This is a genomic window from Desulfosporosinus shakirovi (genome assembly GCF_020595055.1).
Classification (GTDB): Bacteria; Bacillota; Desulfitobacteriia; order Desulfitobacteriales; family Desulfitobacteriaceae; genus Desulfosporosinus; species Desulfosporosinus shakirovi.
The window spans coordinates 1-26,522 of the sequence record NZ_JAJDOO010000002.1 but is presented as its reverse complement, the minus strand read 5'-3'; the positions used below and the strand labels follow the sequence as shown (position 1 = coordinate 26,522).

The window sequence follows — 26,522 nt, the reverse complement described above, 5'->3', positions numbered from 1 at the left end:
AAGATATCTCTTAAGCTATAGTAGGCCAAGAAAAATCAGTATCAACTAATCCCTTTTCTCGAATGAACTCCATCAGCAACTTAGCCGTCCCTCCGGTAAGTTTTAAACAACCGCGCAAATGCTCTTGTGAGTCAAACTCATGGGGATTTAAAGCCCTGCAACAAGTTGCTCCGTATTCTTTAAGGAATCGATCGTGAAAGTCGTGAGCTAGGTTATAAGCAGGCTCTCTAGCTTCTTCAGGTACAAATCGACCCTTCAAAATTCCTAATACCATGACGGAGCCTGTTAAGGCACCACACATACAACCGGCATGCCCTAATCCTCCTCCAAAACCAGTAGCCATTTTTAAAGCCTCTGAACTCACTGGATTGTTGAGCATCTCATTAAAAGTATGAACAATTGACTCAGAACAATTTAGGCCATTTCTGAATTTACTACCTGCACGCGAACGAGCTTCCAACGCTAAGTCATTCATAAATCCCCACCCTCTCAAGTAATATAATCTAGTTATTCTACACCAACGACCGAATTCCTACTATTCTGAATAATAATATTCCTTAGAGGTGGAGTTATTTCATGACTGTCAAGATAGTTCTTCACCGTCTGGTATCTTTACAGCAAAATAAGCACCCTCCAGAATCCTGGACAAAACACTAAACGGAGTGGTCGCCACCTCTCGATACATACGGTGGGTGTATAAGTGCCGAACATTAGGAAATTCTTGTTTAAATAACCGCCTGGCTTTATCCCCTGCATCATCTGCATCCAAGAGCACACATACTTCATCATCACTATAATTCGCTATCAACTCTTCCAATTTATCCAAACCCAAGGTTCCATATGTACAAACTATCTCGACTGGTTCATCCAGTATCTGAAGCAAACGTTGTTTATCGGTTTTCCCTTCAACAATAATGACTCTCATATTTTACCCTTTCTTTCTATAACCTGTTTCTTATCATTTTACTACTCGTAACTTATCTTAGCTCGATCCAACAAATACTCATCACTTTATTTTTTTAATCCCCATTCTAACTAGACTCTACTCATTACTAAGCAAATATACTTAGTTTATTTAATCAATTCCTATACTCCTACTTCTTCAAGTGGGTGTTCGTTATTCTACTTCGGTGACGATAGTCTCCGGTGGAGAGTACCGCCGAGCGCCTTTCCCAATCAGATCACTTGGCGCGAAGGAGGTAGACTCCATCCTAGGGCGCGAAGTATTTGTATGTGGATCTGCGCCTTCGGCGTAAGTCTCCACCGGAGACTTACGTCACCGAAGTCTCGATGTTCAGCTTTAGCTGAAACGGGATAACTACTTGTACGATTTGTCTTAAATATATACTTAGCAAATGAATTTTAATTCATTTATTTGCTTAATCAGTCCCAAATAGCATAGATTTTCCAGTTAAAATATATTACAGTACAAATAGACAAGAATGCAATAGAAATGGGGGAATAAAAAAATGAGCTATGGAAAACGTCTTGCCTTTAATAGGGATGGCAAAATCGGAATAATAACTCTTGATAATGCCAAAGGATTCAATTTAGTTGGTTCAGATTTTCTTTATGAATTAGAGGAAATCCAAAAAGAAATCCTAAATGACCATAACCTGGCAGGAATCATAATAAACGCTAATGGTGAAAACTTCTCTGCTGGAATTGACCTTAAATTCTTACAAAGTGTCAGTTCCCAGTTTATAATGGATAACCTTGTATGGCTGCAAAATTTGTACTCTTTCTGGCAGGAGCTTCCTATCCCGGTTATTGCCGCGATAAACGGCCTGTGCTATGGTTCTGCTACTGAACTGATTCTCGGTTGCGATATTAGAATAGCCGCTGATAATGCTAAGTTTTCTCTTCCTGAAGTACGATTTGGTTTATCTCCCGATATGGGAGGAACTACCCGCTTGACCCATCTGGTGGGTATAGGACAAGCAAAGCGACTGATTATGGGCTGTGAAGAAATTGATGCAGAAGAAGCATTGCGAATTGGCTTGGTTGAAATTTTAGTAAAAAAAGAAGAACTTAATGAACGAGCGATGAAGCTTGCCCATAAAATGGCTGGCTTCCCTCAAGCAGGAGTTCGTTTTGCTAAGAAAGGGATTAATTTAGCTAATGAAAGCAGCGTCCAGACGGGATTGCTCTTCGAACAGTCTCAATCTACATTTTGTTGCGGTACGGAAGATTTACGCGAAGCAGTTACAGCCTTTCTCGAAAAAAGAAAACCTGTCTTCACGGGCAGATAATCTTAGAAGCATCTCCACACTGTCAAAAGAACTCCTCACGACTATTTGTGAGGAGTTCTTCCTTTGTGTTAATCCGACTACTGGGACTGATTCTTATAATTATCGTGTCTCGAATCCACCGAGGGAATACGAGTTTCTGATACATCGAGATGAGATTCATTGATTTCTCCATCGCGAAGGAGTTTTGCATACCAAAGACTATGACGATGTTTGACATACTCCCGGTTAATTGACCCCGTGAACATTCCCGGAAGAAGCGGGCGGTTTTCTTTAAGCAAAAATGCCGCTAAGTGCCCAATTATGCCAAAGATAATTAAGCCCGTACCCAGGTTATGCAATGCAGTGTTCCAATACAAGAAAGAATGTGAAAGTTCTGTACCTGGAACATTCTTAAAAGTCTTAACTAAACCCGTAACAATCAATAAGAGAAGACTTATCCCGATAAACAAATAAGCTACACGTTGTTCGGCTAGGTATTTATCCGAAGCGGGCTCCTTACCTTTGGTTAGCATTGCTTTAATAATCAGATAAGATTCTTTCATATCACCCTTACGTGGGAAGATATCAAACTCTCGGCGGGCAAATGCATATACAACATGGAAAAATGCGGCAAACAATAACCCAAGCGCACCCAGATAATGCAGATTAATGGTAATAAAATAATCTCCAAGCCATTCCGCACCCGGCAACTTTGTGACATTGTACCGAGTATACAAGGGAAGTTGCCCTAAGCCCGTGATAATAAGCAATAGAACCGAGAGAGCAGTTGTCCAGTGGACAAACCGATTGGCAAGACTTTGTCGTGAAATTTTATTTTGCTTTGTGTTAGATATTTTCTTCGCCATCGTTATTCTCCCCTCCTTGATTGGTCGAGTTATGCTGTATTCGTTTTGCTTTATCCCCTTTTATAGTTCGATAAGCAGTCAAACCGGCAACTGCCGCCCCAGCGAATGGAGCCATTAGCGTACTGATAAACATTCCTTTTCCTGTAGAAAGATAATTTTCAACATTAACAGGCATACCAGGACGACCTGGGGCAGTATCTTTTTTGGTCGCTTTGTCCGCCTTAATCGCAGCATCGATCATCTCAAAGGGAATTGCAGAAACATAAAGAGTTGCGGTTCCTCCATTTTCTTTATCCCCATAGACATAACCATTAATTTCTTTAGCCTTTTCGTAAGCAAGGTTTCTTATGTCATCTCTGGGACCAATCGAAATGGCACCTGTGGGGCAGGCACTTACGCAAGCGGGTTTTTTGCCTTCTGACAAAAGATCAACACACATATCACACTTATACATGACTCCACCACCAGCTAAGTCCGGTGCAATATCCAAGTAAATTCCAACTCCGGCTTGACGTTGGGGAATGCCCCATGGACATACGTCACGACATTTTGCCCCTCCAAAGCATATTTCATCATCAATGGATACAGCCCCGGTGGTATCTTTAGTGATCGCGCTGAAAGGACACAACTTTGAGCAGGTCGGATTATCACAATGCATACATCGTCTTGGAACATAGACTTCTTGCTCGACCCCGTTATGCTTAACTTTAACATGATCGACAAACGTCCAATTATAAGGAGTCAAGCGGCTTTTGAGATCTCGCTTATTAGACCAGTCTTCAACTTTATCTTGTGGCCAGTATTTTTTCAAAGGCTTTTGCGGCTCCGGGAATCGTTCCTGATTATGCTTACCACATGCTTCGACACAAAGTGGTGTGCCATAATTTTTACACCCGTCACACTTTGATAGATCAATCAGAGTACCCAACTTTCCGTTACTTAAACCTGCGGCCTGAACAGGCTTGTTAAGACCGGTTGCTGCTAATGCTCCAAGTAAACCGGCCGCCGTAGTTCGCTTAAAAAATGTTCTGCGAGAAATAATACCATCATCCTTCATCCCCCATACCCCCCATACGTATTATATTATATATGTATCATAAATCGGGGCAATTGACAATAGGAAAGTTTCAACATACCTATAGGGGGTTATATACTTCAATGTTTATAACTGTCGAAATTAGTAAAAAGCGTACATTTTTCAGGACAAAATAATTAAAAAGCGAGCCAAATAAATGGCCCGCTTTTTAATTATTTAATTTTAATGCCTATTAAATCTGCTTAAAAATGTTTGTAATCGTTCGCTTTCAGGATTATTAAATATCTTCTTCGGTGGGCCTTGTTCAATAATCTTCCCTTGATCAAAGAACAAAATTCGATCTGCTACGTCCTTTGCAAAGTCCATTTCATGGGTGATCAAAAGCATCGCCATTTCTCCTTCAGAAGCGATCGCTTTTATCACTTCCAAAACTTCACCGACTAACTCCGGATCGAGTGCCGAAGTTGGCTCATCAAAAAGCATCACTTTCGGGCGCATAACCAGAGCACGAGCAATTGCTACACGTTGTTTCTGTCCTCCGGAAAGCTGTGCAGGGTAGGCATCAATTTTGCTCGAGAGCCCTACTTGTTCAAGCATCTTCACAGCCCGTTCTTTAGCTTCATCTTTACTTAGTCCCAGCACATTTCGAGGGGCTTCCATGACGTTGCGTAAAATTGTCATATGTGGGAAAAGGTTAAAGTGCTGAAAGACCATACCGATGTTACCCCGTACTTGATGAAGATGTTTTTCGTTGGCCTTAATCAGTTTATCGTTCACTCTCTGATGCCAGAGCATTTCCCCTTCAACTTCAATCGTACCGGAAGTTGGTTCTTCCAAGGTCATGAGCAGACGGGCTAAAGTTGTTTTACCCGATCCACTGGGTCCAATTAAAGCTACCTTTTCACCGGGTGCAATCTCAAGATCGATATTCTTTAGAACTTGAAGATCACCATATGACTTACTGATATTGTTATAAGTGACAATCGGACGCACTATATTCTTACGAACTTCGCTTCCAATATTTTTGGTTGGGTCCTCATTATAGATTAATTTCAGTGGTACACTCATACGATTAACCTCCTTCAAAGTTTTTCTCACTAAAGGCTATCTGAGATTTAGTCGAACTTCCAAGCGCCTCACCATAAGCGAGGATGAATAACTCAATACCAGGAACAGCACTCCCACTATTGTAAAAGCTTCCAGATAGCGGAATGAGTGAGAACCAAGCATCTTAGCTGTTTGCATTATCTCAACTAGCGTAATCGCTGAGAGTATGGGAGTTTCTTTAAACATAGTTATTAGATAGTTCCCCATTACAGGTATTACAGGCGGAATGGATTGGGGCAAAATAATCTTCTTCCATGTATTGAGGGTAGAAAAATTAAGTGCTTTAGCCGCTTCCCATTGTCCAGGAGGAATTGACTCAATTCCTCCTCTATATACCTCGGCAAGATAGGTGCTATAGTGAAGTCCTAAACCAATAACCCCAGCAACAAAAGGAGTAAGGGAAAGTCCATACTCAGGCAGGACATAGAAGATAAAATATAGTTGCACTAAAAGAGGAGTACTTCTGACAAACCCCACAAACCCACCCGCAAATAAGGAGAGCGGTTTAAAATTGGATCTGCGGGCAAGAGTCAGCATCAGCCCCACAACTAAAGCAACAACAAAGGCGACAAAAGTGGCAGAAATAGTTATTTTCAATGCTTTTAAAATTTCGGGTAAGATCTTGATAGCATATTCCCAGTTCCACATACTTAATACCTCCCCGCAGATAACCTGTGTTCAATCCACTGAATCCCTTTAGTGAAGGGCAGGGAGATGACAAAATAGATGATTAACAAGACTGAAAATATTTCGGTTGGTCGCATAATTGAGGAATTGAGAACTGTAGCAACAAATGTCAAGTCTGAAAGGGTTATCAGGGACACAAGTGCAGTGCCTTTAAGCAATTCGATTATTAGATTGCCGAAGGCCGGAAGCATCATTACTAAAGCTTGTGGCAATATAACCAACCGGGTTCTTTGCCAAGGAGTCATATTAAGGGCGATAGCTGCTTCCGATTGTCCTTTAGGCACTGAAATAAGAGTACTGCGCACAATCTCAGACCCATAGGCACCTGCATTAAGGGAGAGCGCCAATACACCGGCGACCATTTTTGGCAACATAATTCCAAACAGCGGCAAAGCAAAGTATATCCAGAAGAGTTGAACAAACAAAGATGTTCCTCTAAAAACCTCGACATAGGTTGCAGCTAACAAACGGACTGCTCTGAATTTTGAAAGCCGACCAAATCCTGCCGCAAAAGCGAGAAAAAAGGCAATAACAGCGGAGAATAGCGTTAGTTCAATCGTTATTTTTGTTCCCTCCCAGAAAGAAGGGAGAATATCAAACCACATAGGTTCACACCGACCCCTTTCGGAAAGGTTTTAGATACCACTTTTTCCACTCTTAGAAATTATGGCTAGAAATCAACTAGCTTACGGCTTTGCTTAATTCTTCAGCCGTTTTATCACCAGGTAGCTCTTGTTCGGTAAATCCGAAGGGAGAAATGATCTTCAGCAACTCACCGGATATTTTAAGTTTTTCAAGTTCACTGTTAAAAGCCTCACGGAAATCCTTATCTTCTTTGCGGAAGGCTGTAGCACCATAACCAAGGACTTCGGTGCCGTCAATAATCGGTTGCTTAAAGTCCATGACTCTTTCTAAATCCGGATTGTTTGCAGTTTCAAGAGTTGCTTGGACAGATGGGCCAGTGGCAGTAAGGGCATCAGCACGTCCGGATTGGAGAGCGGATAAGGCAGCCGGCATATCTGGAACAGTCATAATTTGCTTCAGTGGAACTCCAGATTTCAGGAGATAATCATACTCAATCGCTCCTCCGGGAACGGCAATTTTTGCTTCGGGATTAGCTGCGATATCTTCGTAACTGTGAATATCAAGGGGATTTCCTTTCTTAACGGCAATCCCCTCTCCAATACTATACTCAGGATTAGCAAAATCTACTTCTTTTGCCCTTTCCGGATTAATGAACATACCAGCAGTAATCATGTCAAAGCGCTTGGCATTAAGTCCGGGGATCAGAGAAGCAAACTCAGTTAATTCTCCTCTCATTTCATTAATACCCATATTTTCGAGAGCTGTCCTTGCAACTTCTACTGCTTCTCCAGTGAGCTTTCCGTCTGGTGTTTGATACGCATAAGGCTTTTCATTGGCAAATCCAACAACCACATATCCTCTTTCTTTTGCGGTTTCTAAGGCAGATTTAGCATTACTCTCAGTCTCCGATGCTCCGCAACCTGCTAATCCAAAAAGGGATAAAGCTAAGGTAACTGCGAGAAGTCTTTTAAATCGTTTCATCATTCAATCTCCTTCCAAATTATACCAGATTAAGGGTGTTGATTCCCTGCCCTTTGCCATAAATAAAGCATGGCAGCAAAGGCAAAATTAAAGAGAACCATTTTCGGTTCCCAAAAGATAAAAACGCATCAAAATAATTCAAACCGCTTACGAAGTCGATTGGCTCAGGGGTTTAAGCATTAAATACCTAATTCTTAGGTGCCTAACCCTAAAGCGGTTCCCTCGTTTTCCTTTTGAGAAATTCAGCCTTAAAGGCAAACAATACTTTACTGACAACTCAATGATAACAGATAAGTTGTCGGGGTGTCAAGGTTAAACTTCCACACAATGCACTGTCCGCGACCCGAACAGGCCATCAAGATTAGTGCTTACTTAAGCATAAAGGGCGACATGATTTCAAAGTTGAGCATAACACAAAAAAAGTCTCAGGCACTACTTTAAATGTGCCTAAGACTTTTATATTTCCGGTTAAAATGCTATCGCAAAGAATTAAGTGGATTAACTGTGTCTCCATTTACAATTACTTCAAAATGGAGATGTGAACCAGTTGAGCGCCCAGTTGACCCCACTAAACCAATCGTCTGTCCTTTAGATACGCTCTGCCCTGAGGAAACTAAAAGTTTAGTAGAATGGGCATAGCGTGTCATAACACCATTGCCATGATCAATAGTAATGGTGTAACCATAATTACCACTGTATCCAGCACTTACAACTTTACCGGCACTTGCAGCTGTATATGGATCGCCTTGATCACCATCAATATCAATTCCTGTATGAAACTCAGATTGACGGTATCCGTAGTAAGAAGTTATCGGTCCTCTTAGCGGCCATGACAGCCCGGAAACAATGCTCCCACTGCCTCGAGAAGAGGCAACCGTAACACGTTGCGGTCCTTTCTCAATTATTTGGGAAACAGCCTCTTTTAGTACTTTTTCATCTTTAACAGTTTGGGTAACCACCTGACCATTTTTTTGGACGTAAGCATATTGAACTTCCTTTTGTCCATCACTTCCGGCTTGCTTAACTTTCGTTTCTCCGCTCGGCAAACTTGTGTCAGTTTTAGTGACTACATCAAAAGGTATCGTTTCAGTATCCGTGCGGATTCCTTCACTTACGACTGTTATGTAAGGCGAAATTTTATCCAGCATTATTTTTTCCCCAGGTTTAAGAATGGTATCTTCATTTGTCCCTGGATTACTGGCTAAAACTTCTTTTGTCTTCATATCGTTTTTCCGTGCTATGAGCCACCAGGAATCCTTTTCCTGAACAATATATTCCACCTTTTGTAAATTGCCTTGCTTAAGCTTTTCTAAGGCTTGCTCATAGGAGATAATTTGTTCCAAGGGAGCTTCCACCTGTTGTGTCTCAACTTTATCTTCAAAAGAGACAGATGATACTTGATTTTTATCACTCGGCTTTGTGTAGTACTCTTGAAAATCTTTAAGTAATTTCTCTCCGTCTTCAGCATTGGCCAGGACAAAGATTGGCTCTTGATTGACCTTTAACATAACTCCATCAACATAATAAGAAATATCTTCCGCTAAGTCTGACTTAGATAGAGATCTAAACTCTGCATTCTTTATTCGAACTGAAGTGTAAGTAATACTATCATGAGTTTTAGCTGCAATGCCGAATGGTTCTCCTTTTTCAGTGAGAATCTGATTGATCATTTCTCCAGCTTGATCTTGATTAGCGACTAGTCCAATCTTTTCTCCATTTAAAACAATAAAAACTGCCGAAGTGGTTGAATTCAGATAAACTATTCCACTCCCCATAAGGAGCAACAGAGCAAGAGATCCGCCTATAACTCTTGGAGATTTCCAAGGTATATTCTTTATTGTGAAAATCTTAGCTTTCAGATTTTCTAAGTATTGCTTTACGGGTAAATCGCCAACTTTTTTCATAGAACCCCCTTAAATTATATTTGGGTTAAATTCGAATTTGAATGTCACAATTGGCAATCATTCTTATTGACTTAATCCCTTTTTATTCTCTATTATTCTGCCTTGATTGTCAACTTAATCTGGCGAATACTAAATACTATTTCAGTTTGAACCACAACAAGCTATGAATTTCCTTCTTCCACATAAAAAAAGGGAAGCGTTCTCATTGTAACCCACCCCCTTTGTTATCTCTAACATTCTGTGTTTTGCTGCTATACACATTGGTTCAAGCTCCAAAGCACAGAGAATGCCAACCTTTACTTGAAAGTTTTTCAATCTGATCAGGATCCGTGGTACTAATAACCACTTGTCTGGAAAATGACAGATTATAAAGATAGCGTATTACATCTTCCCAAAAATTTTGATCCTCATTCGTTATTTTTTCAAACGAGAATAATAAGGGTACTTCGGTATTAGGAGTAAGCGCTAATTGTGCAACCGCCATACGGTAAGAAAAATAGTTCCTTTTCGCTGCACTCTCCCCTTCGATTTTAAAGGGGACTGAAGAGAAACTATGCTCGAAAATCCACTGCTTTTCTTCACTCAGGATCTTTTCGTATTTAGTTTGCCATTCTTGCCAAGATGATTCCAGCAAAGTCTGGGCATCGTCTAAAGCATGGCGTAAGTCTTCATACCCTGTCCACTGACTTTTCCTGAGTTCTATGTTCTTCTCAAGAACAGACAAAGAAGTGATTTTCCGGCGCATGCCCTGAAGTCGTTGCTTGAGATCTTCTATTTCTTGGCGCATTTCCACTCGCCTTTTATCCCAAGAAGTCAGTTCCATCTGCCTTTCTTCATTAGAAAGAAGATTTTCACGTTCCAATTCCGCTAAAGGTTCCAAGATAACTGAAATTTTCTCCAAATCTCGATCCCCTAGTCTTCTTTCAAAACCCTCCGATAAAAAAGCAATTTCTCTCTTAACTTCATCTCTCTCTTGAAGCTGTCTAGCCACTTTGAATACTGCTTCAAGTACTTCCTTTCGATCAGTCGCCGGAATTCCCCAATTCTTTAAATTTTCGATCATACGTTCCGAGTATTCCTCTAAATTTTTTTCTTGATTTAACTTCTTATCTAATGTTATATTCATCTGGTTAAGTTCCAACGACAGTTGCTTTTTCTTCTGCTGATAGTCTGCCCAACCTAGCAGCCATTCTGAAAAATCAGCAACATTAACCGCGGTAAACGCTTGTTTTAAGATCTCATCGCGGGAACTTACAATTTTGCCTAATTTACTTTCTTGATCAACTTTTTCTTGCAATTTTTCCATCTGTCTTTGGACTATTTGAAACCGTTTTTGTTGATTATGAAATTCTTTAAGTTTATAAGTGAATTCCTGATAGTCTGATACAAGATACCTTTGGTAATAATCGAGAAGATGAGATGATAAGATTTCATCATACCTTTTCATCCCTAAACGCTTCCACAAAAGCCGATCTAAAGTGCAAAAAACTTTAGATTTCCGCCACAATTCTAATTTCTTTTCTTTTTTCGCGATTCTGTTAATATCCCCCTCGGTAACGCCGGACATTATCGCCAAATCAGTCAATAGACTATTTTCCTGCGAGGCTGATATTTTAAGTTGTTCAAGCTCTTGCTTTATGAGAATAAGCTTATTCAGCTTATCTTGTGCAACATTCCGTTCCTCTTTAATCAGCTTTAGTTGCAGATCCTGGTCTTCCTTAAATCTCTGATAGCCGGATGTAAGAAGAAGCTTTTGGGTCTCATCAATTAGTTTTGAGCGCAACTGTACCTCATCAGCTAAGCTTTCCGCCTCTTTCTGAATACAAGCCCACTCCATGCATTCTTCACGAAAGGTTTCGATTATCTGATCCGTTGATGACTCACAAGAAATAGCCTTCAATTCAGCCTCTAAGCATTGCCGACGATCTTCTAACTGCTTTATCTCATCTTGTAGTTGACGTAATTCACGATAATCAGGATTTTGCTTAAGCAACTCTATACGAATTTGAATATTTGTAGTCGCGGCGATACTCTCGATTAAAATTGCTTCTTTTTCTTGAAGATTTTTAATTTCTATTTGGAGTAACCGTTCATCCTCTTGTTGGCGATGTATGGTCTCCCATTCAAGCCTGAGGTCATCATATTCAGCCTTTATAAGTTCCATACTTTCTCTTTGGTCTTTCACTCTCTTTTGAGCTCCGGCAAGAGAAGCCCGCATTTTCCTCAACGAAAGACTCTCGTCTCCACCTTGGCTCAAGTTGCTAATGCGTGAGATAAGTTCATCCTGGTGGTCTCTTTCCGGCCATTCCACAATTCCTCCTTGCAAAAAAGCCTGTAATTGAGCATTAAATAAATATTCTCCAAGGGTCATATTTTCCGGTAGGCAAACAGTCTGTCCAGTTTCATCTAATATTTTCGAATATCTCTTCAATTCATTTTCTTGTTGGAGATATTCAACCCGAATATGATAGCGAGCACCTTCTCCAGACATCCACACTTCCATCAATGAGTCAGGTCCTTGACCTAATAATTCTGATTCCTTCTGATCACAAAATAAGGTCAGCAGAAGATCACGAAATAACTTCTGACAACTTAGATCTTCAAATATAATGACTACCGGACCTAGCGGAAATATCCAATCACCATCCCGCAGACTGGCATAATTTTTAATCCCAATTCGTTCAATCCTCATCAATTGTCCGTCCCTGCCCTAGCGCTGTTAATCCGATTCTTTGTACTATCTCCCAATAATCACTGCTTTTCGATTCATCGGCACTAATCAAGCGTGCTTGTAGCTTATTAGCGAATACTTTCGCAAGAGTCGGAAAGCCCTCCATACTCTTCTCTCCAGAAAGCACCGGAAATTCTAATTGAGACTGAGTTCTCTCTTCTAAAGGGAGAACGGTAACAAAGCGAAACTGAGTCATAAGAAGATTTTGCAAAGGCTGAACCAACTCTTCAACGTCTAATAAGTTTCCTGATAACTTGATCCTATACAGATTCTTCTGCCGTTCTTCAACCTTAGTCTCAGCTATTATTTTCTCCGCAATTCCTTCAATAGAAGATTGGCACCGGATTGTTAGATTCTTTTCAATATAGCAACGTTGGCCCAGTTCTCGAAATTCAAAACAAGAAGATTCTTTCTGAATTTCCCCAAGAAGCACGCCATGAGGACCATGATCTTGAAAACTTCTGGCTTCAAGCGATCCACAATCTGCCCAGTTTGTTTTTCCAGCTTGTTGTACTCCACTCCAAACTTCACTAGATCCTAACCCTAAGTAATTCAAACCACTGGAAGCAACCTGTTCTTGTCCAATCGGAATAAAGCCTTCAGTCTTCCGATTGGAATCTACCACTGCGTAAAGAAGCATAAGCTGAAGCGTACCGTCATTAAGCGGTTGAAAACAATCAAGGAAAGGGCTTTCCTGATGATAAGCCGTCCATCCCGCTCCGTGAATAGTGACATTATGAGAGGGAATTCTGACACTTGTAACTCTGCTTGAAAATATATGAACATTGCTGGGCCAGACCGTTAGTCGATAGGCAGACGAGATAATCAGCGGGTCCCTTCTGCCTGGGGTTATGAAAACTCTCGTCCCCTCTAATTTAGCCAGCGATTTGGCTACCCGCTCGACAGTTTCCTTGCGAACATATTCCTGTTCAAATAAATCGCCGGTCAGAAAGAGAAATTCTATTTTTTCTGATTGACAAAGTGCAAGAACAGCTTGAAACGACTGCCATAAATCTAGATTTCGAAATGTCGTCCAACTCTCAGGCCCATCCCAGAAAGGACTGTCAAAACGAAAACCCGCACACTGTATGAAACGCAGACATGAAGTCATAACTTCTTCACCTCACCCCATTAAAAGGAATCGTTCAATGGAGTTCTACAGTATTATTTAAATCTACCGAAAAGAACTCACCTTCGTCCATGATATAATGTCCGGATGCATATGGAGTGCCTTCGACGGTTAAATATACCTTATCAACCCCGTAATAGTTTCCGATTGTATTTGTGACACTTTGTAAAATCATGCTTTCATAACTGGAACCGGCGTTCATTTCACTTGTAAATTCCTTAGTGAAATCAATATAGGCAACGTTGTCCTTATTTAAGTATAAACTTTTGATCTTAGCATTGGGGCCTAAAACCTTTGATATCTCCCCATTGGGTAAATCTTTGAACGCCTTTTCCAAAACACTTTTTGTTAGATCATTCGTCTTAAACATAAGTTTCTTATTTACAAAACAGATCTTATCTTCCTTTACATTTGGATAAAAGAATTTAACGTTTTGAGTCAGTGGAACATTACTTTCCACTTTGCTTAATGAAGAAGAAACTTCGAATCCATCAGATGATGTAAATAAAGATTTTACGAGACCAATATTTGGGGCATAATAGTCTTGAGTTTTATCATCCTTGCCTTCAGTCGTAACCTCCAAGGTTTTATACGTACCCAAAGGGGTGGTTATCTCTGCCTCTAAACTTGTTATTGACCGTTTTCTGCCATCCGCCAAAATCCAAGAACTTCCCACAACTAATGGCTCTTGCAACAGAACGTCTTCAGTATTGCCGGGACTTTTGATTAGATTATCTCGGTGATAACTTTCCCCTCTCGCAAACAAAACCGTCACTTTGTCATCATTTATCTCAAGTACTTTAACCGTCTCTGTTCCACCATTGTTTAACCTTATCTGGACACGGCTTCCATCGATATAATCAACCATAACATTGTAAGAGGCATATTCAATTCCTTTGCCCTCATAAACATAATTCGTATTTTCTTGAATGGGATAATAATCCCGGACAGTAAGTGGTTGACTATTCTCTTGCGGTTTAACATCCTCAGTAATTGGCTTAGTATCGTTCTTATTTGCGCAACCGTTTAAAAGAACAAGCGTAAATAATAAGCTCATGACGAAAATTATCTTTTTCATTGTTTGCCTCCTTGGTTATTTGATGTAAGTATAGCACGAAGCTATCCTAAAAGTAACACTTCAGAAGCAAGGATGAAAGGTAGAGTGGATAAAGTTGAATTCTGTAAAATATCTGCAGGAATCCGGAAGATAGCAGTCGAATAAATCATAATAAGCGAGGAGGTTAACGGATTGTTTGTACTCATCTTATCCCTAATTTGTTCATTACTTATTGCTGTCTTTGCTGTCCAAAATGCAAGCTTAGTAACGATTCAGCTATTATGGGTTACTAAAGATGTTCCTTTAGTCCTGGTAATCTTGGGTTCGGCATTTGCGGGAGCTTTAATAATGCTCCTCTTAGCTATCTGGCGCGAACTGAGACTAAGGCTTAAGCCTAAACACCACCCGAAGGATCAAAGTCTGAATAACGACCTTCCTGTCCTGCAAGAGAATTCAACCTTGAAATCAACTGATGGTGCGGATAAAAAAGAAGTCTAATCTCGATGTCGAAAAAGAGGGGCGGAAAATGGATGGCAAGTTGTGGCACTAAGCCATCAATGGCTGTCGAATTATCCTGGAGGTTATGACATTCAAACGAGACAGATACCCTAAAGGTTTCTGTCTCGTTTGTTGTCGGATACTCAAACTTCTATTGAATAGGCGGCTGATGGATTCGGGGCCAATATGACAAAACACGACATATCTTTGTCTCCCGTGTTTGTCAGGCTGAACACTTCTGTTCCTTTGCAGTGTATAACATCCCCTTGAATAATAAATTGTTGCTACTGCAGACAGTGTTATCAATTCAACAAATACACCCACTTCTTGTAAGTGGGTGTTACTTAAGAAATCCTACCTTTGACAGTGAGGACAAAAAAATGCATTTCTTCCCCCCACTTCAGATTTTTGGATAGTTTCTCCACATACTAAACATGGTTTTCCAGCCCGATCATAAGCTTTGAAATATGCATTATAACCTCCGGTTAAATTGTCCCAAGAAGCAAATGGTTCCTCCATGTCCCCGCCAAGGCGGATAGACTCTCTGATACTGTTAACTAACGAATCAAATAGCTTTACTTTTTCAGCCAGACTTATTGCTGAAATTAACCGCGTGGGCAATATGCCCGCGCTAAACAATGCCTCATTTGAATAGGCATTGCCTACTCCGGATATATTTTTAGGATTCATTAACCACGGCTTGATCATCCCTCTTTTCCCCTCTAGTAATTGAGCGAAATTTTGGGCACTGAAGTTTGGATCTAGCGGGTCCTTACCTAATTCCCGTAATTTCGTCTGAAGTTGATCCTGTCCAAGGTAGTGTAAATAGCCCAACGTAAGATTACAGAAAAAGAGCACCAACCCATCTGATAATCCCAATACCACACTTGCTTTTCCCGGCAGATCCTGGAATCTTTGTTTTAAATCCTCGGCATTGCTTTGCAATATCACCTCAGTTTCTTGCGGATTTTCAGCGTCAATTGTCATGAGAAAGAGTCTTCCATCCAGCATCATGTGAGTGAGAAGAAAATGACCATCATCAAGCTGAAATATAAGATATTTACCTTGACGTAAAATACCCTTAATTTGTTTACCTATAACTGTCGTGCAAAATTCCTTACTTTCCAGGTTAACGCTTTTAGCTCGATAAACATTAGCTTGATTGATTTTCTTATCTTTAACCCACTGGTTCAAGTAGTTCTTATATATCTCCATTTCAGGAGCTTCAGGCATAAAGTCCTCAATCCCCTTTCACCTTTCCTGCTCCTTTATGATTCCACCGGTTAACTGGATTAATGCATTCTGGTTGATACCATTAATTTGGCAAATCAATTATGCACATTAATGACTATTGAGTTCTTGAGTAAAGATCCAAGAACCCTCTTTCAGATCTCTTCCCTTGATAACAACACGATTACCATTGACAACAACATATAGGCCTTTAATAAAGGGTTCTCTCGTTCTGGTTTGGTCTTGAACGTTTCTTACAATGGTATAGTGTACTGCACCTGTATGTACTTTAGTAAATGGTTGATTAAGTACAATACCCTTCTCTGTTAAATCAGCATGGGTATGTGATGAAAATAGTATGACCTCAGGATACAGGGATAATATTTTCTTAAGTTCCTCACTTTGATCAGATCCAACCCATCCGCTGTTAGGATTACTGTTTAGTGGTTGATGAAGAAAGACAAACATTGGCCTGCCCTTTTCATAGTTTTCTGCCAGTTTATCCGTTAGCCACTTTCGTTGTTCATTAGAAATGTAAGCTCTTATAGAGTCGAGAGTTTCAGAATTGCCGTCCTCTGACCCCAAGGATATAAAATGATAACCTTCAACCCAAGTGTCATGATATACTTTTTCTTCACCAGAGAATTCGAGGTATCGATCTATAAAGATCTTTACATCTTGTGGACTGTTTACTTCTATGTCATAGTTAAAAAATTCATGGTTTCCGATATTTTTAATAATAGTTTTAGGCAAGATAGAATTAGTTCTAAACAAAGTTCGCTTTATCCCATCATATTGCTTTTTAATCCCTTGATCTACCGTGTCTCCATTAAGTATGAGGACGTCCAACCCAGGATTTATACTGTATAGATCTCTAATCGCTCTATGAAGGCTGTCATTATTGCCATGAACATCTCCTAAAACAGCAAACGTCAGATCATCTTCGTATTGCTGTGAATTAGCAACTTTGTCTAGCGGTATGAATTGTTTATTATTAAATAGCGTTAATCCAGATATGATGATAAAACATAGTATAAGCAATATTTTTTTCATACTGTATCCATCCTTTGACGAAAGTGACTATAATAAAGTCTGCTATAACGTAACATACCGGTTAAGATGTGAAATACATGCCTTAACCGGTATTGATGATTTTTGAAATATCCAATTTACATCACTAGTCTATGTTTACTGCTGTCCCTGAGGCACTAACCATTAGCATACTGCCGCTTTGACCAATCACTTCATAATCTAAGTCTATACCGACAACTGCGTTGGCACCTAACCTTACAGCACGTTCCTCTAACTCCTTAAGAGCAATATGTCTCGCTTCTTGCAGTTTTTCTTCATAAGCCCCGGAACGCCCTCCGATGACATCTGTAATACTGGCAAAAATATCGCGCATGATATTAGCACCCATAATAGCTTCCCCAGTAATTACGCCGAAATAGGCTGTAATTTTATGGCCTTCAATTGACGGTGTGGTTGTTAGAATCATGTCCTGAACCCCCTTATGTTTTCTAATACCTCATAATTATAGACGATAATCCATGTATTAACAATTGATTGGATTACCTATTAATCCAATTAATTGTTGAAATAAGAAACAATTAACTATAAAGCACCTAGAATATTGTAGTATACTTGAATCATAAGAGCTTTATCCCATCATGTGACTTCCACTTCTATAAATGGAGGTTATCTTAGACTTATCCTTTACTTTAAACCTGAACTATACTGGAGGCTGACAATGAAAGTATTAAGGGCAATTGAAATGAACCGCTGTATCGGCTGTTTTTCATGCATGATAACCTGTGCTGCAGTCAATCAGCAGGACCATTCCATTATGAAAAGTGCCATTCGAATTAAAACAAGCGGAGGACTTACGGGAAAGTTTGTTGCGATAGTTTGTCAAGCGTGTAAAGATGATGTGCCCTGCGCAGAAGCATGTCCGACGGGAGCACTTGTAAGACGTCAAGCAGGAGGAGTTTTGTTAGACAAAGAAAAATGTGTGGGATGCGAACGTTGCGTTGCAGCCTGCACAGTTGATGCAATCTATTTCGACCTCGACACAAAGCGGCCCATTGTCTGTAAACATTGCGGTGTTTGTGCACGCTTTTGCCCCCATGGATGTTTACGGTTATTAGAGGAGGGTCAGTAATGTTATATGAAAAAGCCACTAAGGTGTTATACATAGACCTGGCTACAGGTAAAATCGAGATCAAGCAGCGTACAGATCTATCTATTTATCTAGGTGGAGTCGGAGTAGCATCTAAATTGCTCGATGAAACTATGCAACCGGAACTCCCTCCTCTATCCCCTGAACAACCTATAGTTCTTGCAATTGGCGCAATCTCCGGCATCTACCCACTTATAACTAAGACAGTTGCCATGTTCATTTCCCCTCTGACAGGGGAATTAGGGGAAAGCTACGCAGGAGGCAGACTAGCCTTAGCTTTGTCAATGGCCGGATATGATGCGGTTGTGATTCGCGGTAAAGCGTCCCGCCCTTCTTACATCGCCATTGACGGGGGGAAGGTTGAAATTAAAGACGCCCGTCCAATCTGGGGTATGGATTCGGATGTTGTTGGCCAGTTCCTTCGGGATTCGGAAGAAGGAAGCGGCAAACGCAGCATTTTGCGGATCGGACCAGCCGGTGAAAAGATGGTCAAATTCGCAAGCGTTTGCGTTGATACCTATCGACATTTTGGCCGACTTGGCCTTGGTGCCTTAATGGGAAGCAAGCTCGTCAAAGCAGTTACCGTTACTGGGGATAAGACAACCGAAATCAAAGACTTTAAAGAGTATTTTCTTTCCTACCAAACAATTTTCAAATCAGTTACGGAAACTGACTTGATGGCAAAATATCATGACTTGGGCACATCGATCAATGTAGAGTCAATCAGCGCCTTAGGTGCTTTGCCCACGAAGAATTTGACAGCTAATCATTTTGATGACGCCGAGCAGATAAGTGGAGAAACCTTTGCAGAAGAAAACCTCGTCAGGAAGTTGGCTTGTACCGGTTGCCCGGTTGGATGTATCCACATTGGTCAATTCCGGAGAAAATTCGACGACGGCTATGACTATGAATCCGTGAGCGTTGCCTATGACTATGAACTGATTTATTCCCTGGGCGCCTTACTTGGGATAAGCAAGACTGATGAGGTATTACAGCTTATTGAAGCGGTCGAAAAAACAGGCATGGATGCCATTTCCGCAGGGGTCGCCTTGGCATGGGCAACTGAGAGCTTAATTCAGGGAATCGTAACCGAAGCGGAAACCCTTCTTCCTCTCACTTATGGAAATACCGAAAACTATTATCAGGCTCTCCTATATTTATCGGCTCGAAAAAATGCCTTTTACCAAGCTCTGGGAGAAGGAACCCGATTTGCCGGGGCAAAGTTCGGCGGCGAAGGGTTTGCCCTCCAGGTTGCAGGGAATGAAATCCCTGGGTACCACACCGGATATGCCAACTTAGTCGGTCTTACCGTAGGGGCTCGGCACTCACATTTATGCAATGCTGGTTACTCAGTTGACCAATCCCTGAAAACTTTCGACGAAAACAAAGCCGTCAATACCCTTTTTGACGAGGAGCTTGAACGATGCCTATTAAATTCACTCGTTATCTGCCTCTTCGCTAGAAAATTATACACCCGGGAAACCGTACTGAAAGCTCTCAATGCTACAGGCTATCTTCTTACAGATGATGAACTGACTACGATTGCCAAACGGATTTACTCAATGAAGTTGCGCCTCAAAGAAAAATTAGGGTTCGATCCACGGCAAGTTAAATTACCTCAAAGATTCTTTAAAACTCCAAGCATGAATGGTCTGCTGGAATCGTCTGTTGTTGAAAGAATGATTAATCGGTATACAGAGAAATGTTCGGAGTTACTTGCTGAAAAAATCTAAAACTTATCATAATAAAGAAAGGGGTGTCCAGAGAGGACACCCCTTTCTTTATACATCCGATGTCTAGTGCACAAGAAACGGCCTTACATCATCGAGGGCTTTCCTTAAACCTTCAATCGCTTCCTCACTCATTCTTCCAGAGTTGCGCATCCTTTCGAGCAGTTCATCAGGGCCTATCCCCTGGGTTTTCATCGTAGTAATGATCTCTTTCTCATCTCTCGTTAATTCTTCCCATTTGCGCACAAGCAAACACCTCCATATTCTTTAAAAACAGTTATCTGTTTAGTCCATAGCTTTTGAGTTAAACTATTTTTCTATGTATAAGTAAGTAATCAAATTGATACTTTTCTAGCTTATAAGGCTAATCAAAATAAACCTAGGATTCCTAAACTGGATTCCTAGGTTTATTAATAGATGATGGTCCGGGACAGAATATTGATAACTCTTAATTAATAACTAGGGGCATTTGTCCTGACATAGCAAGGATCAATCTTTTTTCTGCTGCAGCCCAGTTAACAATCTGCCACCAAGACCTGACATAGTCCTTGCGTTTTGATTGGTAATCCAGATAATACGCATGCTCCCATACATCTATTACAAGCAGGGGGATACTCCCTGCCTGATAAAAGTCCTGATGTTTCTCGATTGTTAGGATTTCTAAACGTCCCCAACCAGGTTGCCATACTAACGATGTCCAACCGGACCCTTCCACATTTATGGCGGCTTCACTGAACTGCTCTTGAAAAGCAATGAGACTTCCGAAATAATCAATGATTAATTTATGGGTTTGTGCACCCGGAGTTTCCCATCTTTTCCCGGCAGGAGCCATTGACGTCCAATAAATGCTATGCAAAATATGACCTGATCCATGAAATGCAATTTCTCGTTCCCAGTGTTTAACTAGGCTGTAATCTCTCCTTTGGCGCGCTTCGGCAAGCTTTAATTCAGCTTTATTCAAACCTTCGACATAAGCTTTATGATGTTGACTATGATGAATTTCCAGTACTCTAGTGCTGATCACAGGTTCAAGTGCGTTATATGAATAAGGTAATTTTGGTAACCTGTGCTGCCCAAGTGGTACGGTTAAGTACTCCATCTCTCCAATCCCTTCCTCTCCAATCCCTTCCTCTCCAAGTTCCGTAAAATCCAAGTTTCTTTTAACAAGATATTATAGTTTTCATTATGTTCGAGTTCTTAAAGAAATACCTACATGAAGGGCTTTTGAGGCAGAAAGTTATACATTTTTAGCGCTGCCGTTACAACAAAGAGTACCAAGCCAAATGGCAAAAGTGTAACACCATACTCGACTAAGGTTGGCATGTAGGCCCAAGAACTTACAAACACCGGCATACCTTCTTGGAGCTGACCAAGGGCCACAGGATAGGCCCAGCTTTCAATTCCCGCCCCTGGAATAGACAAAGAGAGCGGAATAGCATTAAAGGCGGGAAACATCAACATCAGACGATGAGCAAAAACCCCGATAAAAAGTAACACACTTCCGATCATCAATGCCCTGTAACTTCTTTTACCCTTTTCCGTAAAGAAGAGCACCATGGTGAAGGCCGGTAATAAAAGCTCCGTCGCATAGAGATATCCATAATGACCGAAAATAAGAGACAGAATTTCCTCTGCTTCCCTGCTCCCCCACCAGCCGTGGATAATCAAGTCCACTGATACGAAGAAAAAATGCACAACCAAAGAACCTGCAACAATTAACGCCATTATTTGGAATGCGCCCTTATGCTGATCAAACTGTTCTTTTCCCACTGCGAGAAGAGAAATTACCAGGACCAGAGCGGTTCCAGAGGCAACTGCTACAGAAACGAAGTCCGGAGGCAAAACCGCCGTGTTCCACCACCCTCGGGAAGCTTGCGTGGCAAAGATCAAAGCTGTCACCGTATGAATTAAAATGGCCACAGGTAAGCCAACCAGGGCAATACGTTTAGACCATTTTTTCGAGAATGCCTCAACCTCTTCTTGAGAATGCGCTTTTGTCCACCCGTTAAGGAACCTGCTTCCTTCCTTTTTCCGGTCCGGCAAAATTTGAACATAGACGCTTAAGAACGTGATCAGCAGGTAGGCCGAGATGACCATAACATCCCAAACCAAAGGAGATCTGAAATTGGGATAAACAAAGATGTTCCAGATCCGATCCACCCTGCCCATATCCGGCAGAATCATGGCACCGGCGCCTAAGATACTGGCAAATGCTGATAGAGATGCAATACGGGTAAATGGTTTTAGTTTTTCAATATTAAAAAGATAGACGGTAGAGGAAACAATCAATCCTCCGGCTGCAACCCCTACAAAAAATGCGAAGGTTGCAATATATAAGCCCCAGCTAAATGAATTTCGCATATTTGTCACGATTAACCCATTATATATTTGGTATCCCCAAGCGACTAAACTAATCAGGATTAAACTACCTGCCAAGCCTAAGAGAATATTACTTTTTTTCACGTTAATCCACCTCCTTAGCGTATCAGCTTCGTGGCTGCCAGATAGAAAACTTTAGGTGAAGTACCCAATTCTTCTTTTAGACGAACTGTCTGCCGTTTCCGAACCAGTTTACTAACTTCTGAGCTTGGATCATCGAGGTCTCCAAAAATTCGGACCTTTCCGGGACAACCCTTAACGCACGCCGGTTGTTCTCCACCAGAGGTGTATTGCACACAGAATGTACATTTTTCAACGACACCGACGGGTCGGTTAGGCGTGTAAACCAACCTGCCATCCTTATCTCGAAAATCGGCAGGATATCCATACTCATACCCTTTTTCGTACCCTGCCCGCGCCTTAGCTTTTTTCGGATCTTCCCAGTTATATTGACGAACTCCATAAGGACAGGCTGCAATACAGTACCGACAGCCAATACAGCGTTCATAATCTATCAACACCACACCCCGCTCATCCGTATAAGTGGCCCCGGAAGGACAAACTTTCTGGCAAGCCGGATTATCGCACATCTGACAGGAAACGGGCAGATATTCCATTTGCAAGGCCCCATCTTTACCCACAGCAGCTTGATGAAAGGAAGCTCCCGGGGTAAATACTCTATTCCACCAGGTTCCAGGCGGCTGTGCATTGTGAGATTTACAGGCTACCGCACAAGAACGGCAACCAATACAACGATCCAGGTCAATCACCATCCCAAGTCTCATAAACCCTCACCAACCTTTCTTACATCACAAAGGCACTCATTCCAAGCAGTATTTGGAGACCACATTCCCGGAACAAAGTATAATTCGTGAGTCGGTTTTATAAAGGGATAAGTTAAGGAATTATAGGATGCTCCTTTTAAATATCTGCTCCACCATCCTTGCTCAAAAACTGCCTGTTTTCGGCCTACTCCCGGATCAATAATCGCATATGCATTAAGCGTCCCTCGATCATTAAAGATCTCAACTTCGTCCCCTTCTTTGATTCCCTTTGCTTTGCCATCTTCCGGGCTAAGCCAAACTCTCGGCTTTCCATCTTGAAGTTCGTTCATCCAAACATTGTTCGAATGGGTAGAGTGTACTCTGTAAATGGCATTACGGGTGACGTAGCAAAACTGATACTTTTCTTTAGCAAGCGGATTTAAGGCGTACTCGCTTTCCTCAAAAGGAGGCTTATGCATTGGGAGCGCCTCACCCGCCTGAAGCATGAGATCTTCGTCTTTGTAAAATTCTATCCGTCCACTCTTCACAAACTGAGCAGTTTGCTCAAGTTTGGCAGGCAGGCTGACCGGTGGAAAGGGCTTTTTATGTTGGACTTGTTCATAAAACGGTATTTGACGCCCTCCGGGAACTTCTGACTTTAAGCGCACCGGGCCTTTTTTAAGTTGTTCCAGAGTGATACCGGCGACCTCAGGTCCTCCGGTTTTGAGTAAAAGCTCGATGACTTTTTCCGCCGCCTGATTCGGTTCGAGGTCAGGATAAAAATACTTTTCAAAATCCGGATTCAACCGTTTAGCCAGTTCTCGCACAATCCAAAACTCCGGTTTCCCTTCATAAAGCGGATCGACAGCCGGCTGTTGCAATTGAAGATAGGGATGAACAGGCGTAGCCACAAGATCCGTTTTTTCGTACCAGGACACCGCAGGAAGAACAGCATGGCTGTACCGACATGTGGTTGTCATTTGAAAATCTGTGGTTATGACAAATTCCAATTCCTCTTTTTCCACCATTTCACGAAGTTTATTTGACATGTTATGCTGGTCAAAGGGATTTCCCCAACCCACTACAAGCGCTTTAATCCCATTTTTGGGCCATTTAGCTTTCATCGTTTTGGTCGGACCATGCAGCACATATAGAAAAGGCAGCCAGTTTTGCTTCTTACCTTCCGGAACCCACCATTCTGCGACTTTAAAACGAATTCGATACTGACCTGCATAAGTAGAAATTCCCGCACCGGATTTGCCGATATTCCCGGTGAGAACCGGCAATAAGGCTAAGGCTCGACCCTTGAGGTCTCCATGATACCACTGATAATTACCGGCTCCATAGATGACGTGAAGCGGTTTGTTGCCTGCCATTTCCCGGGCGATCCTCACCAGATCGTCCTTAGGTATTTCTGTGAGTTTCTCAATCTCTTCCGGTGTGTATTGATTAAGGCTTTCTTTGAGGAGTTGAAAGGCGGGTTTGACTTTCACCATTTGGCCAGTTTTTAAAGTTACATTCACTTCACCTTCGATCATTACATCTAAAGGAAGATCGAGTTTTTCCGGGTGTACAGCGATAAACTGACCATTATAGGCAACATAGGCTTCTCGATAGGCTGGAACATCAGACAATTTTTCCAGACCATTGACCTCCTCCGCTTTTAGTCGTTTGCCATTATCGACGCGAACGAGGAGCGGCAGGTCTGTAAAGGTTTTGATGAAGTCAGAGTCATACAGCGTTTCTTCGATCAGCACTCGAGCTAAGCCTAAGGCAACGGCTGCGTCACTGCTTGCTTTAATCGGGACCCATTCATCTGCTTTGGCTGCAGTAGGGCTAAAGTTAGGGTCAAATGTTAAGATCTTAGCACCACGATTTCTCGCTTCAAGAAGAAAGTGAGCATCGGGAATCCGAGTTGCTAAAATATTGGAACCAAAAATCATAATATAACGTGAATTATTCCATTCCCGTGGCTCGAGCTCTTCACTTTGAACCCCAAAGGTCATGGGCCAAAACATCGGTAAGTCTCCGTTTTGATCATAAGCGTGATGCATAGTCCAGCCTGCTAAAGTAGCTAACCGGCTCACTGCCCCTTTTTGAACGTATCCGGTTCCCCCTACTTGGAAGAGTACTCCAATAGATTCCGGTCCGTATTTATCAGCTATTTCTTTTAATCGACGGGCAGTATAATCCAACGTCTCATTCCAAGAAGCCTCTTTAAAATCACCTGAGCCTGGCACTCCGTTTAAAATAAGGGGTTTTTGCAAACGATCAGGACCATAGATCAGGTTGGTCATGGAAAGTCCTTTCAGACAACCGCGAGGATTATACTCAGCTTCCGGATAATCTGCAGCTTGGATAATTGACTTAATTTGGCCATTCTCTACCAGGGCCTTCATCCCGCATGCCCCAGTGCAGTTTGGAGAACATGTGGTACGTACATAGTTTATATTAGGGTCAACCTGTTTAGGCGCGGCCACGGTTTGTCGAATAAATGATGCTGTTCCTACTGTCCCTGCCAAGATTCCTGTAGCCGCTGTTACTTTAAGAAATTGCCTGCGAGAAAGCTTTAGATTCTTTTTTTCCATTAAGGGCACCTCCACTTGATATTTCCCTTCTTAACTACTCATCATTTGCTCTGAGAGAAACTTAGGAATATAATCATGTGAAACTTTTCTCCAAAAGCAGTATAAGAAACTTACATGTTAGTAAAACGACTGCCTTCACGGTGGAAGGCAGTCCCATCATACTCATTTTAACTAAAACTTGTCCTCTTGGCACCAGCCAAGTTTTCTTTATGCCATGAACATTTTGACATCATCTTCAACTGTGGAGATACCAGCAATGCCGAAGTTTTCGACTAAAACATTGACCACATTCGGGGACAAGAAACCCGGAAGGGTTGGTCCTAAGTGAATGTTCTTTACTCCTAAGTGGAGCAAGGCCAGTAACACGATGACTGCCTTTTGCTCATACCAGGCAATGTTATAGGAGATAGGAAGTTGGTTAATATCATCGAGTCCGAAGACTTCTTTGAGTTTTAAGGCAATCACAGCTAAGGAATAGGAATCATTACATTGTCCTGCATCGAGCACTCTTGGAATACCGCCGATGTCCCCTAGGTTCAGTTTATTGTATTTATATTTAGCACATCCTGCTGTTAGGATCACGGTGTCCTGAGGCAGAGCTTTGGCAAAATCTGTGTAGTAGTCACGGCTCTTCATGCGGCCGTCACAGCCTGCCATAACGAAGAAACGCTTAATCGCTCCAGATTTCACGGCTGCTACAACTTTGTCAGCCAATGCCATAACTTGATTGTGGGCAAATCCTCCAACGATTTCGCCGGTTTCAATTTCCGTCGGTGCTGGACAGCTCTTGGCATGGGCAATCAAGGCGGAGAAATCTTTGGCCTTTCCGTCTGCCCGGTC

General features: G+C 41.6%; 25 protein-coding genes. 4 read left to right on the top strand and 21 right to left on the bottom strand.

Going from position 1 to position 26,522, the window contains the following annotated elements:
- Positions 1-10 precede the first annotated feature (10 nt).
- Both LJE72_RS02255 and LJE72_RS02250 read right to left on the bottom strand, forming a co-directional pair.
- Complete coding sequence (locus LJE72_RS02255; protein ID WP_229245987.1) at positions 11-475, bottom strand: C-GCAxxG-C-C family protein; 465 nt, start codon at positions 473-475, stop codon at positions 11-13.
- A gap of 108 nt (positions 476-583) precedes the next feature.
- Positions 584-925 carry a toprim domain-containing protein gene (locus tag LJE72_RS02250; RefSeq protein ID WP_229245986.1) on the bottom strand — a complete coding sequence of 114 codons (342 nt, stop codon included), beginning with the start codon at positions 923-925 and terminating at the stop codon, positions 584-586.
- Positions 926-1,469: 544 nt separating this feature from the next.
- On the opposite strand from LJE72_RS02250, the gene LJE72_RS02245 reads away from it, so the two are divergent.
- On the top strand, positions 1,470-2,252 hold the full coding sequence (locus LJE72_RS02245; protein ID WP_229245984.1) for an enoyl-CoA hydratase/isomerase family protein: 783 nt from the start codon (positions 1,470-1,472) through the stop codon (positions 2,250-2,252).
- Positions 2,253-2,329: 77 nt separating this feature from the next.
- Here the strand turns inward: LJE72_RS02245 and LJE72_RS02240 are convergent, their stop codons facing one another.
- The 10 genes from LJE72_RS02240 to LJE72_RS02195 all read right to left on the bottom strand — a co-directional run bounded on the left by LJE72_RS02240 (position 2,330) and on the right by LJE72_RS02195 (position 14,335).
- Positions 2,330-3,097 (bottom strand): formate dehydrogenase subunit gamma, encoded by a 768-nt coding sequence (locus LJE72_RS02240; protein WP_229245982.1) that lies wholly within the window; start codon positions 3,095-3,097, stop codon positions 2,330-2,332.
- Positions 3,078-4,154 carry a 4Fe-4S dicluster domain-containing protein gene (locus LJE72_RS02235; protein ID WP_229245981.1) on the bottom strand — a complete coding sequence of 359 codons (1,077 nt, stop codon included), beginning with the start codon at positions 4,152-4,154 and terminating at the stop codon, positions 3,078-3,080. Before LJE72_RS02235 ends, LJE72_RS02240 begins: the two co-directional genes overlap by 20 nt.
- A 201-nt stretch (positions 4,155-4,355) precedes the next feature.
- Positions 4,356-5,201 (bottom strand): ectoine/hydroxyectoine ABC transporter ATP-binding protein EhuA, encoded by an 846-nt coding sequence (gene ehuA, locus LJE72_RS02230; protein ID WP_248286173.1) that lies wholly within the window; start codon positions 5,199-5,201, stop codon positions 4,356-4,358.
- A 36-nt stretch (positions 5,202-5,237) separates the two neighbouring features.
- Entirely contained in the window at positions 5,238-5,888 is a 651-nt protein-coding gene (gene ehuD, locus LJE72_RS02225; RefSeq protein WP_229245979.1) for an ectoine/hydroxyectoine ABC transporter permease subunit EhuD, read from the bottom strand.
- A 2-nt stretch (positions 5,889-5,890) separates the two neighbouring features.
- On the bottom strand, positions 5,891-6,532 hold the full coding sequence (gene ehuC, locus LJE72_RS02220) for an ectoine/hydroxyectoine ABC transporter permease subunit EhuC (protein ID WP_229245978.1): 642 nt from the start codon (positions 6,530-6,532) through the stop codon (positions 5,891-5,893).
- Positions 6,533-6,608: 76 nt separating this feature from the next.
- A complete protein-coding gene (gene ehuB / locus LJE72_RS02215; RefSeq protein ID WP_229245976.1) occupies positions 6,609-7,493 on the bottom strand; it encodes an ectoine/hydroxyectoine ABC transporter substrate-binding protein EhuB in 885 nt (294 codons plus the stop codon).
- 476 nt (positions 7,494-7,969) lie between these two features.
- Positions 7,970-9,397 carry a LysM peptidoglycan-binding domain-containing M23 family metallopeptidase gene (locus LJE72_RS02210; protein ID WP_229245974.1) on the bottom strand — a complete coding sequence of 476 codons (1,428 nt, stop codon included), beginning with the start codon at positions 9,395-9,397 and terminating at the stop codon, positions 7,970-7,972.
- A gap of 265 nt (positions 9,398-9,662) precedes the next feature.
- Complete coding sequence (locus LJE72_RS02205; protein WP_229245972.1) at positions 9,663-12,089, bottom strand: coiled-coil domain-containing protein; 2,427 nt, start codon at positions 12,087-12,089, stop codon at positions 9,663-9,665.
- Positions 12,079-13,239 carry a metallophosphoesterase family protein gene (locus tag LJE72_RS02200; protein WP_229245971.1) on the bottom strand — a complete coding sequence of 387 codons (1,161 nt, stop codon included), beginning with the start codon at positions 13,237-13,239 and terminating at the stop codon, positions 12,079-12,081. The genes LJE72_RS02205 and LJE72_RS02200 overlap by 11 nt, the downstream gene beginning before the upstream one ends.
- A gap of 34 nt (positions 13,240-13,273) precedes the next feature.
- Entirely contained in the window at positions 13,274-14,335 is a 1,062-nt protein-coding gene (locus LJE72_RS02195; RefSeq protein WP_229245969.1) for a GerMN domain-containing protein, read from the bottom strand.
- Between the two features lie 171 nt (positions 14,336-14,506).
- On the opposite strand from LJE72_RS02195, the gene LJE72_RS02190 reads away from it, so the two are divergent.
- Complete coding sequence (locus LJE72_RS02190; RefSeq protein WP_229245967.1) at positions 14,507-14,812, top strand: LapA family protein; 306 nt, start codon at positions 14,507-14,509, stop codon at positions 14,810-14,812.
- 354 nt (positions 14,813-15,166) lie between these two features.
- On the opposite strand, the gene LJE72_RS02185 is transcribed toward LJE72_RS02190, so the two are convergent.
- From LJE72_RS02185 to LJE72_RS02175, 3 genes are all read right to left on the bottom strand, one after another.
- Complete coding sequence (locus LJE72_RS02185; RefSeq protein ID WP_229245965.1) at positions 15,167-16,045, bottom strand: Fpg/Nei family DNA glycosylase; 879 nt, start codon at positions 16,043-16,045, stop codon at positions 15,167-15,169.
- Positions 16,046-16,153: 108 nt separating this feature from the next.
- The gene (locus LJE72_RS02180; protein WP_229245963.1) at positions 16,154-17,095 is read right to left on the bottom strand and encodes a metallophosphoesterase family protein; all 942 of its coding nucleotides are present in this window, start codon (positions 17,093-17,095) and stop codon (positions 16,154-16,156) included.
- Between the two features lie 124 nt (positions 17,096-17,219).
- Positions 17,220-17,540 carry a heavy metal-binding domain-containing protein gene (locus tag LJE72_RS02175; protein WP_229245962.1) on the bottom strand — a complete coding sequence of 107 codons (321 nt, stop codon included), beginning with the start codon at positions 17,538-17,540 and terminating at the stop codon, positions 17,220-17,222.
- 252 nt (positions 17,541-17,792) lie between these two features.
- Between LJE72_RS02175 and LJE72_RS02170 the strand changes: the two genes are divergently transcribed.
- Together LJE72_RS02170 and LJE72_RS02165 are read left to right on the top strand one after the other, a co-directional pair.
- The gene (locus LJE72_RS02170; RefSeq protein WP_229245960.1) at positions 17,793-18,203 is read left to right on the top strand and encodes a 4Fe-4S binding protein; all 411 of its coding nucleotides are present in this window, start codon (positions 17,793-17,795) and stop codon (positions 18,201-18,203) included.
- A complete protein-coding gene (locus tag LJE72_RS02165) occupies positions 18,203-19,954 on the top strand; it encodes an aldehyde ferredoxin oxidoreductase N-terminal domain-containing protein (protein ID WP_229245958.1) in 1,752 nt (583 codons plus the stop codon). Before LJE72_RS02170 ends, LJE72_RS02165 begins: the two co-directional genes overlap by 1 nt.
- Before the next feature lie 63 nt (positions 19,955-20,017).
- On the opposite strand, the gene LJE72_RS02160 is transcribed toward LJE72_RS02165, so the two are convergent.
- From LJE72_RS02160 to hcp, 6 genes are all read right to left on the bottom strand, one after another.
- Positions 20,018-20,197: a hypothetical protein gene (locus tag LJE72_RS02160; RefSeq protein WP_073030075.1), complete on the bottom strand. Its 180-nt coding sequence runs from the start codon at positions 20,195-20,197 to the stop codon at positions 20,018-20,020.
- Positions 20,198-20,399: 202 nt separating this feature from the next.
- Entirely contained in the window at positions 20,400-21,050 is a 651-nt protein-coding gene (locus tag LJE72_RS02155) for a superoxide dismutase (protein WP_229246222.1), read from the bottom strand.
- A gap of 110 nt (positions 21,051-21,160) precedes the next feature.
- Positions 21,161-22,414 (bottom strand): NrfD/PsrC family molybdoenzyme membrane anchor subunit, encoded by a 1,254-nt coding sequence (gene nrfD, locus LJE72_RS02150; protein WP_229245957.1) that lies wholly within the window; start codon positions 22,412-22,414, stop codon positions 21,161-21,163.
- A gap of 14 nt (positions 22,415-22,428) precedes the next feature.
- Positions 22,429-23,115 (bottom strand): 4Fe-4S dicluster domain-containing protein, encoded by a 687-nt coding sequence (locus LJE72_RS02145; RefSeq protein ID WP_229245955.1) that lies wholly within the window; start codon positions 23,113-23,115, stop codon positions 22,429-22,431.
- Positions 23,112-25,682 carry a molybdopterin-dependent oxidoreductase gene (locus LJE72_RS02140; RefSeq protein ID WP_229245954.1) on the bottom strand — a complete coding sequence of 857 codons (2,571 nt, stop codon included), beginning with the start codon at positions 25,680-25,682 and terminating at the stop codon, positions 23,112-23,114. Before LJE72_RS02140 ends, LJE72_RS02145 begins: the two co-directional genes overlap by 4 nt.
- Positions 25,683-25,889: 207 nt before the next feature.
- On the bottom strand, positions 25,890-26,522 hold a 633-nt coding region (gene hcp, locus LJE72_RS02135), incomplete at its 5' end, for a hydroxylamine reductase (protein WP_229245952.1).